Genomic DNA, 9998 nt, shown 5'->3' on the forward strand with positions numbered 1-9998 from the left:
ATATCAAATACGAATTCGATTCATTTTTAACATACTTCCTATATTATACTCCATATCAACACAAAAAAAAAGAAGATACCCAACCGGATACCTTCTTTAATTTACACGTATTTCCTATCAATCCAGCGAAATGATCTTGTTCTTGAGAACATAGACCAATGCCTGCGTGCGATCATTGACCTTGAGCTTATGGAAGATGCTCGTCAGATGGTTCTTGACCGTCTTTTCGCTGAGCCCCAGTGCCTTGCCGATGTCCTGATTTGAAAAGCCCTTGGCGATGCACTCGAGCACATCCATCTCACGGGCCGTCAGGCGCTCGCCACGGCTCTCATCGAGCATCTCGCGGGCCTTCGTCTCGACATCATCAGACAGCGACAGGCTGCCAAACAGACGCTCAGCCAGCTTCGGATATACGAAGGCATTGCCATCATTTACCACGTGGATGGCCTTGACGAGCACCGACGGCTCAACATCCTTGAGCAGATAGCCGAGGGCACCGTTCTTGAGCAGCTCCAGCACATAGTTATCGCTATCGTGAATCGTCAGCGCAATGATCTTCGTCGGGCAGTCTGCTTGTTTGAGCTGGCGGGCAACTTCAAGGCCGCTTAGCCCTGGCATGTTGAGGTCCAGCAGCAGTACATCCGGCTGGAGCATCAGCGTCCGCGCCAATGTCTCCTGACCGTCCTCTGCCTCACCGATGACCTCCAGATCGTCCTCAAAATTCAGCACGCGCTTGATGCCCTGTCTGAGCAGTGCATGGTCATCTGCAATCAAAATCTTTATTGCCATAACTGTTCTCCTTTACTTTTCCGGCTGACCTGTATCCCTTATCCCACCAGAATCTCCTAATATATGAGCCGTCAAGAAAATCATGATTTCTGACTCCGTACGGCTATGCTTTAGATTGCGAAAAAATTGCCCCAGGATCGGGATATCGCCTAAGACAGGTATCTTGCTGAGCGAACGCGATTCCTCGCTGCCAATGAGCCCGCCAATCACCATCGTCTCGCCATCCTGCAGCCGCACGTTGGTATCCGCGCTGCGCTTCTGGAAACGATACGCCTTGATGTCATTGACAAACAACGGTGTACTGACCTCAGTATGAACCTCCGCCGTAATCTGGCGGTTCGCATTCACACGTGGCGTACAGCGCAGGATGATACCGGCCTGGCGATATGTCATCGTCGTCGTTGTCGTCGCATCAGTAACCGATTGCGTAGGCACAGGGACTTCACCGCCGATATTGATGACCGCCTCATGCCCCTGCAGCGTCGTGATATTCGGCCGCGCCAGGATCTTTGCCTTGCCATCTGTTATCAGTGCATTGAGCTTAGCCGCAAAGTAAAACTCAAAGGGTTGCCCCTCGGGCCCATGACCAAACTGGATGATGCCCGGTACCTGTTCCTTGTCCTGCCATTGCCGCCGGACTTCCGTCTCCACGCGCTCGGTATCCTTTCCCACATGATACCAGCGCCGATGCGACTCTGGATACTGCGGCAGCTTTGACCACTGCCACTCCACGCCAAGCTCTTTCGAGGCATTGCGCGAAAGCGCCACAACCTTTGCCTCTAAAGACACTTGTTCAGCTGGCACGTCCAACTCGTGCAAAAGCATTTCCACCGCCTGTGCCTCTGCTGCCGTGCCATAAAACACCACAGCCCCCGTCGTCTCATTGGCCAAAGCCAACGATTCCAGCGGATCTGCTGTTTTTTCCTTGGGTTCTTTTTTCTTGGTGTTATCAGTATTATGATTCAACGCCGATTCGTTTTTTCCTGCTGACTGTAGTGACAAATTTACAATCTGCGCCAAATCCTGCGGATTCGCATACTTCACCTTGTAAACATGCATACTTCGCAAGCTGGCAGCGCGGGCAGCAGTCGTCACAATGAACTCACTGCCATCGCGTACCACAACCAGGCCCTTAGCCGCTGCCACCAGCCGCAGCACTCGTTCAGGTTCATCCGTGAGCGTAAGCGTCACGGTGCCCGTCACCGCATCATCAAGTACCAGATTGAGTTTCCCCATGCGTGCCGCCGATAACAACACAGCCCGCACATCACCATCAGTCACCTGAACCTGCATCGGTTCAGCCTTTGCTGCCGGCATGGCCAGTACCCCGAAGATAAGCCCTGTCAGCAGGCAGCACCTTTGCCATCGTTTCATCATCGTTCCTCATCCCGCTCATCAACGCGGCAGTAACAGCCTTTTTTGCTGTCCGCCATTCTGCACCAAAACACCAGACTCGTCAATCGTCATGACCGTCCAGCCCTGACAAGACTCACCAACAGCCAGCGCAGCGCTCTTATCCTGTACACGCAGCATTGCCAGATACCGATTGCCACTCTGCAGGATGCCGCAAAGCTCGGGTTCGGGATCTGCCTGCCGCTGTGCAGCCATCGGCTCAGGTGAGTCTTGGGGCGCAGCACCAGACGGTGCTGCTGCCTTCTCTGCCACTTTCTGATCTGGCAGAGACTGCCCCGCAGCAGCTGTCTCATGCAAGACGCTGAACGGATTGCGCACTTCGACGTCAGCTTGTGCTGATGCCAGTCCTCGCACAGATTTTTTTGCACCACCTGCTGCTTGTCCAGGAACGGGCAGCGGATCAGCAGTCCCTTCCTCCGGCTCCTCCGCATACAGGATGCCTGCCCCCATCAGCAGCACAGCAGCTACTAAGGCCGCCAGTTTCCGCTTATCTTTCTGTACGTCCATAAGCAATCACACCTCTTTTTGTCCTTTCATAATGGACTTCAGTTTCATTATAGCGAAGTGTGTTCTTATTGTATAGTGTTATTGATAAAGAAAAAGCAAGAACGATAACGAAAAAGAAGAACTTCCTCTGTGAGGAAGTTCTTCCTGAATCCAATGCCGGAATTATTTCTGATTCTTAGCCTTGCACTCAGCAAGTTTCGGTCCCATGATGCGTTTATAGGACTCGACACCCGGCTGGTCAAAAGCATCAACATCTGCCAGCTCACCCTCATATGCTACCGACATGGCCAACATGTAGAGGAGCTCACCGAGGTGGTAAGCATCGAGTTTCGGCAGCGTAAAGCAAGCATTGTAGCGTTTGTTGGAAGCCAGGGCATCCGCGTTGGACTGACGGGCAACCTCAAGAGCCTGTCCCATCGTAACGCCGGAAATATCTGCCAGCTTCTGAGCCTCTGGGAAAACATTCGGGATCTCGAGATCGTTCTCCCAGTTTTCGAGGCGGATGAACTGGACAATCTTGTCAAGTTTGCCTTCCTGATGCTGCTGCGTCTGGGAATGCATGTCCGTCGTGCCGACAGCTACCAGCGGCGTACGGCCATAGCATACTTCCTTGCCTTCCTTATTGTACTGTTTACCGAGCGACTCAGCCAACAGCTGGATATACCACTCTGAAACGGATTTGAGGTAATCGCCATAGGGCATCATGACCTCAATGTCACGACCATGTTTTTCCGATGCAGCGAATTTGAGGGCTGCATTGAGCATAGCCGGGTTCTGCCAGATATCATCATTCTGGCAGGCCTTGTCCATATCCTTGGCTCCGTCGAGGAATGCCTGGATATCAAAGCCAATGCAGGCAGCCAACGTCAGGCCGACCTCGCAGAAAATCGAGAAGCGGCCGCCGACACCATCCGGTACAGCATACTGCGGCCAGCCTTTTTCGATAGCCAGTTTCTTCAGCAGCGTCTGCTTCTCCATGTTCGGATCCGTTACAGCTACGACCTCAACGTCGATGCCCTCGAACTTCTGCAGTGCATCATAGATGACCATGAAGTTGGACATCGTATCGAGGGTGCCGCCGGACTTCGAGATAACGAGCAGCAATACCTTGAGGTTGCGTTTCTCATGGCTCTTCGTAATAGCAGCCGAGCTCTTCAGATAATGGATGATATCGCCCGTGCGGCGCGGATCGATATTCTGGCCACTGAATACGACTTTCGGGAAGCCATTGCGCTCTTCTTTCGACATGGCATTCCAGAACTCGCCGCAGTGCACGTCAAAGAGAACCTTGTCGCCGAGATAGGAGCCGCCAATACCGAGCGAAACGACAACGTCCACATTGTCTTTGACATGATCCGTGAGTTCCTGCAGATGTTTCAGCGAGCTCGGGCTATTCAGATGTCCCTCCTCAACATACGGCAGCTGGCTGAACAGGACTTTCTCCGGCTCGCCATCTTTGGACAGATGGGCACGGATAAAGCCCGTTTCACGCATAACCTTCAAAGCCTCATGGGCTTTTTTCAGGTCTTCCTCATAGCTCTTGAGATCTGCCTCCGTAACTTTACCTTCACCATACAGGTTCTCATAGTCAAAAGTAAAACCGGATTTCAGTTTCAAACTCATGCTCGTCAACACTCCTCTTTGCCCTGCATCCCTGCTGCCAAGCCTGGCCAGCAAACAGCATGCAGTCGTTAAAAATCACTTATTGTTCCATACGTGATTATTATAACGAACCAGTTTCTCTTAGTCAATATCGAATCAGCACGGTTTCGCTTCTCTTGAAACAATATTCCAAAATCCGAAACACCTTATCTTCTGGTTATTTCCCGCCTATATAAAAGATGCCCTCGCTGGCATTCCGGCCAGCGAGGGCATCCTGATTCCTCATCAACACGATTCAGTTACGAGCGGCAGCCAGCATCTGGGCAATCATCGGCCAGGTGAACTGCTTTTGCGGGAACAATTCCGAAAGCAGCTTGCCTTCCGAGCGTGCCAAAAGCTCCAAAACCAGCAGCCAGATCAACATACCACGTTCGTTGCATTCCCCTTCGATACAGTTGCCATCTTCAGCAAACAAACAGCAACGTCCTAGATCCAGATCCCAAAGAACGCCCATGTCTGCCTCTTGCTGGCGCACAGCCTCAGCAGTAGCGGCGCGCATCGCAGCATCAGCTGAATCCGGCACGCCATAAGGGAAGCTGCGGTCAAACACATTGTTGACCTTCACGATATCAAACGGCAGTTTTTTCTCCAGGGCATTGATGACCGGTCCAGCCGGACCGTTGACCGTATTGGCAACGACCTTGTAGGGCTTGAGCTTATCGCCATCGACATATGCGAGCAATCCGTCGACATACGCCCGCATGACATCAACATCGACAACTTCACTTTCTCCATCGCTTTCTGCATCAAAATCGCTGGCAGCGATCTTCTTCTCAAGCTCCCTGAGGTCATATACATCCTGAACCAAACGAACCTCATTGCTGACTGAATCCATCAAATACACCCCTGTTTATTCCTGTTGTTATGCCAGCAGTGGCTTAACAGCCTCTGCCAATTTCTCTTTTACCTGTTTCGCCTCAGCAAGATCCTTGCCCAGCGTCGTGAAATACGTCTTGATCTTCGGCTCCGTGCCCGACGGACGGACAACGACAGTAGAACCGTCATCGAGCGTATAGGTCAGGACATTGGCCTTCGGCAGACCGGTTTTCTCCGGCTCTGCATAGTCGATGAGCTCCGCAACCTTGCGGCCTGCAAACTCTGTCGGCGGATTCTTGCGCAGCTCTGCCATGATGCCCTTCATCTTGTCCATACCCGAAAGGCCCGGGAACGAGAAAGAGTCAACCGCATTATAGTAACGGCCATACTGCTGGTAGATCTCTTCCAAGCGCTGCTTGATGGATGAACCGATCGAGCGGTAGTAGGCCGCCATCTCACAGATCAGCATCGACGATACGACAGCATCCTTATCGCGGACATACGGACCGGCCAGATAGCCATAACTCTCCTCAAAACCGAAGATGAACCGATCTTCCTCGCCCTTTGCCTCAAGGCCGGCAATCTGATCGCCAATCCACTTGAAGCCCGTGAGGACATGGCGCAGGTCGACACCATAATGCTCAGCGACTTTATCTGCCAGCGGCGTCGAAACAATCGACATAGCTGCTACTGGTTTTTCCGGCATCGTCCCCTTCTCCTTGCGCCCCTGGCAGATGTAGTCGAGCAGCAGCACGCCCATCTCATTGCCAGATACGAGCTCATAGGAACCATCCGCACACTTCATGGCGATTCCGACACGGTCTGCATCAGGATCCGTGGCCAGCATCAGGTCAGCCTGCTCCTTCTTGGCCAGCTCAAGGCCTTTTTCCAGTGCCTCAAAGATTTCCGGATTCGGATAGCTGCAAGTCGTGAAGTAGCCGTTCGGATATTCCTGCTCCGGCACGATTGTGATATCCGTGATGCCGATATCCTTGAGCACACGGGTGACCGGTACAAGGCCCGTGCCATTAAGCGGCGAATAGACAAGCTTGAGGCCAGCCGTCCTGGCAAGCCCCGGGCGAACCTGACGAGCCTCGATTGCCTCGTAGAAGGCATCCTTGCAGTCATCGCCAACGAACTTGATAAGCCCTTTCTCAACGCCTTCGGCAAAGCTGATGTATTTGGCACCTGTCAGCACATCGGTCTTCTTGATCGAGTCATAGACCACGGCTACGGCATCATCAGTCATCTGGCAGCCATCTGGGCCATAAGCCTTGTAGCCATTATACTTGGCCGGATTATGCGACGCCGTTACCATGATACCGGCATTGCATTTGTAGTAACGCGTAGCAAAACTCAGTGCCGGCACCGGCATGAGCTCATCGTAAAGGCGTACCGTGATGCCATTGGCAGCCAGGACGCTGGCAGCCTCACGGGCAAAGTTCCAGCCCTTGAGACGGCTGTCATAGCTGATGGCCACCGTCTGCGTGCCGGACTGGGTCTTGACCCAGTCCGCAACGCCCTGGGTCGCCTGACGGACAACCCAGATATTCATGCGGTTCGTGCCTGCCCCCAATACGCCGCGCAAGCCAGCCGTACCGAATTCCAAAGCGACAGCGAAACGATCCTTGATGGCCTCCTCGTCATCGCGGATATCATTCAGTTCTTTGTTCAGATCAAAGTCCAGAAGATCTGCTGCGGCCCAACGTTTGTACTCATCTTGATACATAATTAATCCATCCCTTTCATGAATCGGTTGATCTGGCATTATGAATACATTAACCCAACTTTTTACTTCGACACCAAACGGAAAATCCCTGCTAAACGGGGTTCATCCGAGATTATATTTTTTACGGAAACTCCGGCTTGTCCAGTAGAAAGCGATAGCCAGTGGTACACAGGAACCGATCCAGGCCATGGGGTTGGCCAAGCAGGCACCAAGATAACCCAGGGAGGCACAGAGGAAGATTGCCGCTGCCGTGCGCATGATAAGCTCCATGATACCGGCAATCGTCGGCACCACGCTCTGCCCTAATCCCTGCAGTGTATAGCGGAAGATGAACAGCAAGGACAGGATCCAATAGCACGAACCGTTGACCATAAGGTACTGCTGCCCGTAGTCAATGACCTGCTGCTGCCCGTCACCGACAAAGAGATACATGATATCGGGGCCAAAGACAATGAGCAGCACACCAGCCAAAATGCTGAACGACACCGACATATAGCAGCACTTGCGCACGCCTTCGGCAATGCGCGCGTATTTCTGGGCCCCGTAATTCTGCGCCGTATAAGCCGCCATCGCCAGGCCAAAGGACATCATCGGCATCATGGCCACCGAATCGACCTTCTGGGAGGCGGCGTAGGCGGCCACAGCCGTCGGTCCAAGGTTGTTGAGAGCCACCTGCAGGACGATGGCGCCGATGGCGATGATGGACGACTGGAATCCCATCGGCAGACCGATCTTCAGATGCTCCCGCAGGATATGCCATGATACATGCCAGTCTTCACGCTGCGTGTGCAGGATGGGGACCCGGCGCCGGATGTAGAGATAGCAGACCGCATTGCCGATGAACTGCGCCACGACTGTCGCAATAGCTGCACCGGGAATGCCCCATTGCAGCACCAGGATAGCCACAGGCTCAAGGATGATGTTGATGATGAGTGCCAGGGCCAGGATGACCGTCGGCATTCGGCTATCGCCGAGCGCGCGCAGGATATTCGTCTGCATCTGCAGGAACACGAACATCACGATGCCGCCATAGACAATGCTGATAAAGGACACAGCGCCTTCCATGATCTCTGCTGGCGTCTGCATCCAGATAAGGAGCTGCCGGCATAGCGATACGCCCAAAGCGGTCAGTACCACCGATGCTGCCAGCGAGAGGATCGTACAGGCAGCAGCACTCTGCCGCACGCCTTTCGCATCCTTGGCACCATACCGTTGCCCTGTATAGATTGTGATGCCCGTCGAGAAACCGATGACAAAACCAAGCATCAGAAACATCAGACTGCCCGTACAGCCGACTGCTGCCAGGGCCTCAACGCCTAAGAATCGCCCGACAATAAGCGTATCGACGAATGCATACAGCTGCTGGAAGATATTACCCGCAATAAGTGGCAAGGTAAAGAAGAATATGAGCTTTGTCGGATTGCCTTCCGTAAGATTTTTCGTCATTCCAAGTACCTCATCACCGCGGTGCGCAATACCTCCTGCAGCACAATCACATTATCCCGCAATGCACCTGCCTGCGGGCTCAGCTTGTTATAATGGAACACATGGCGAAGATTTGTCTGGTAATCCGCAGGATATGGTGTCACCGCCACATCCTGTTTGGCAAAGGCCAGCACCGAGCGGTTCATATGGAAGGCCGACGTTACTAGGATGGGATGCGTAAGGCCATGCTCACGCAGGATGGCTGCCGAGAATCTCGCATTCTGCGTCGTATTGATGCTCTTTGTCTCTACGAGGATCTTATCCTCGGGAACACCCAGAGAGATCAGGATGCGGCGCGCAATCTCCGCCTCAGGGCCCGAGTCCTCATAGACCTGGCCACCCGAAAGCAGGATGGGCACATCGAGCTTGCGCTGCAGGCGCACTGCCGTCAGCAGCCGACTCGACGGATTTGAGCAAAGGGCACCTTTGCCATCGACATCCGGCACCTCCGAGAAGGCACCGCCGCCCAGCATGACGATCGCATCGCCCTGTGGCTCTGCCGGAGGCATATAAGCAGACTCCAGCCACCCCATAGTCCGTTCAGACACTAAGCTGGTACAAAACAGATAAAACACCAGCGTAACGCCAGCCAACAATGCTGCCAGCCGCCGTTCTCGTTTCCATTTCCAGATATAGACAGCCAAAGCCCAAAAGGCCAGGATAAAGATTCCTGGCGGCAAGATCCAGCTTGCCCCAAATTTCAACAGATAAACCATACTGCACCTCCAGTATCCATGCCAAAAGAAAAAGCGCAAATCCCTGGCCATTGCCGGAATCCCCGCATTTATTTCAGAACCAATAAGTTGTATAATGTCATTGTAGCAAATAAACTTGAAAAAGAAAAGAAGGAGAGTTTCAATCATGGCCTTTATCGAACCAAATCCCATCCAGGCAACCAACAAAGCCGATGGCAACGGCACCATCACCATCGTCAAGCTGCTGACCCCAGCTGAGCTCGACGGCAAGTGCGATATGTATGCCAAAGTCATCATCCCGCCACTCTGCTCCATCGGTGTCCATGAGCATCACGGCAACACGGAAACTTATCATATCCTGCAGGGTACGGCCCTCTACAATGACAATGGCACGGAGGTAACACTCGGCGCCGGTGCCACGACCTTCTGTCCGGATGGCGAGAAGCACGGCATCGCCAATGCTTCGAAGACCGAAGACCTCGTATTCATGGCACTTATCATCAAAAAATAAGTGGCTGGCCGCTACACGGCAAAAATCCGTTGACGAAAATGCGTCAACGGATTTTTTGTAAATTGCAGTTTGTCTGTTAGTGCGTGCGGAACGGAATCCCGATAGTACGCAGCTCGGGGTTCACGGGGTAGTACTTTTTCTGTTTCCGCTGAATGGACCGTACAACCAGAACTACGGACCTAGTTACCTGCTCCCGTCACCAGGTCGCGACGTACATAGTTCTTTCTAGGTTATGCGCTTACGGCCCAGTCCTGCTGCGCAGGACAGTCGCTCCAGACAGAAAGAAGCACTACCCCGTTCGCCCCTTTGGTAACGGAAATCTGAGATTGTACGAATCGTTTCTCCCGTAACAAACACATCGATGTAATTCGTGACCTATCGCCGGAACAGA

9 protein-coding genes are annotated in these 9998 nt (G+C 53.0%); 1 reads left to right on the top strand and 8 read right to left on the bottom strand.

Annotated elements, in window-relative coordinates; translation table 11 throughout:
- Nucleotides 1–117: 117 nt before the first annotated feature.
- The 8 genes from BM322_RS11375 to BM322_RS11410 all read right to left on the bottom strand — a co-directional run bounded on the left by BM322_RS11375 (nucleotide 118) and on the right by BM322_RS11410 (nucleotide 9117).
- Nucleotides 118–789: a response regulator transcription factor gene (locus BM322_RS11375; RefSeq protein WP_075430556.1), complete on the bottom strand. Its 672-nt coding sequence runs from the start codon at nucleotides 787–789 to the stop codon at nucleotides 118–120.
- A gap of 12 nt (nucleotides 790–801) precedes the next feature.
- Complete coding sequence (locus BM322_RS11380; protein ID WP_075430558.1) at nucleotides 802–2163, bottom strand: secretin N-terminal domain-containing protein; 1362 nt, start codon at nucleotides 2161–2163, stop codon at nucleotides 802–804.
- A gap of 21 nt (nucleotides 2164–2184) precedes the next feature.
- The gene (locus BM322_RS11385) at nucleotides 2185–2709 is read right to left on the bottom strand and encodes a hypothetical protein (protein ID WP_075430560.1); all 525 of its coding nucleotides are present in this window, start codon (nucleotides 2707–2709) and stop codon (nucleotides 2185–2187) included.
- Between the two features lie 162 nt (nucleotides 2710–2871).
- Complete coding sequence (locus BM322_RS11390; protein WP_075430562.1) at nucleotides 2872–4332, bottom strand: glucose-6-phosphate isomerase; 1461 nt, start codon at nucleotides 4330–4332, stop codon at nucleotides 2872–2874.
- 274 nt (nucleotides 4333–4606) lie between these two features.
- Nucleotides 4607–5206, bottom strand: coding sequence for a hypothetical protein (locus BM322_RS11395; RefSeq protein ID WP_075430564.1), 600 nt, complete (start codon nucleotides 5204–5206; stop codon nucleotides 4607–4609).
- Nucleotides 5207–5233: 27 nt separating this feature from the next.
- Complete coding sequence (locus tag BM322_RS11400) at nucleotides 5234–6916, bottom strand: phospho-sugar mutase (RefSeq protein ID WP_075430566.1); 1683 nt, start codon at nucleotides 6914–6916, stop codon at nucleotides 5234–5236.
- Between the two features lie 102 nt (nucleotides 6917–7018).
- Complete coding sequence (locus BM322_RS11405) at nucleotides 7019–8362, bottom strand: MATE family efflux transporter (protein WP_075430568.1); 1344 nt, start codon at nucleotides 8360–8362, stop codon at nucleotides 7019–7021.
- A complete protein-coding gene (locus BM322_RS11410) occupies nucleotides 8359–9117 on the bottom strand; it encodes a YdcF family protein (RefSeq protein WP_075430570.1) in 759 nt (252 codons plus the stop codon). The genes BM322_RS11405 and BM322_RS11410 overlap by 4 nt, the downstream gene beginning before the upstream one ends.
- A gap of 145 nt (nucleotides 9118–9262) precedes the next feature.
- Between BM322_RS11410 and BM322_RS11415 the strand changes: the two genes are divergently transcribed.
- On the top strand, nucleotides 9263–9607 hold the full coding sequence (locus BM322_RS11415; protein ID WP_075430572.1) for a cupin domain-containing protein: 345 nt from the start codon (nucleotides 9263–9265) through the stop codon (nucleotides 9605–9607).
- The last annotated feature ends 391 nt before the right edge of the window (nucleotides 9608–9998 follow it).

The sequence above is a fragment of the Selenomonas sp. GACV-9 genome (genome assembly GCA_900116485.1).
Taxonomy (GTDB): domain Bacteria; phylum Bacillota; class Negativicutes; order Selenomonadales; family Selenomonadaceae; genus Selenomonas_A; species Selenomonas_A ruminantium_G.

Bases quoted from the DNA above. Each gene is read 5' to 3' on its own strand.
- BM322_RS11415 (WP_075430572.1), top strand. From the start codon at position 9,263: ATGGCCTTTATCGAACCAAATCCCATCCAGGCAACCAACAAAGCCGAT.
- BM322_RS11400 (WP_075430566.1), bottom strand. From the start codon at position 6,916: ATGTATCAAGATGAGTACAAACGTTGGGCCGCAGCAGATCTTCTGGAC.
- BM322_RS11385 (WP_075430560.1), bottom strand. From the start codon at position 2,709: ATGGACGTACAGAAAGATAAGCGGAAACTGGCGGCCTTAGTAGCTGCT.
- BM322_RS11395 (WP_075430564.1), bottom strand. From the start codon at position 5,206: ATGGATTCAGTCAGCAATGAGGTTCGTTTGGTTCAGGATGTATATGAC.
- BM322_RS11390 (WP_075430562.1), bottom strand. From the start codon at position 4,332: ATGAGTTTGAAACTGAAATCCGGTTTTACTTTTGACTATGAGAACCTG.
- BM322_RS11405 (WP_075430568.1), bottom strand. From the start codon at position 8,362: ATGACGAAAAATCTTACGGAAGGCAATCCGACAAAGCTCATATTCTTC.
- BM322_RS11380 (WP_075430558.1), bottom strand. From the start codon at position 2,163: ATGAAACGATGGCAAAGGTGCTGCCTGCTGACAGGGCTTATCTTCGGG.
- BM322_RS11410 (WP_075430570.1), bottom strand. From the start codon at position 9,117: ATGGTTTATCTGTTGAAATTTGGGGCAAGCTGGATCTTGCCGCCAGGA.
- BM322_RS11375 (WP_075430556.1), bottom strand. From the start codon at position 789: ATGGCAATAAAGATTTTGATTGCAGATGACCATGCACTGCTCAGACAG.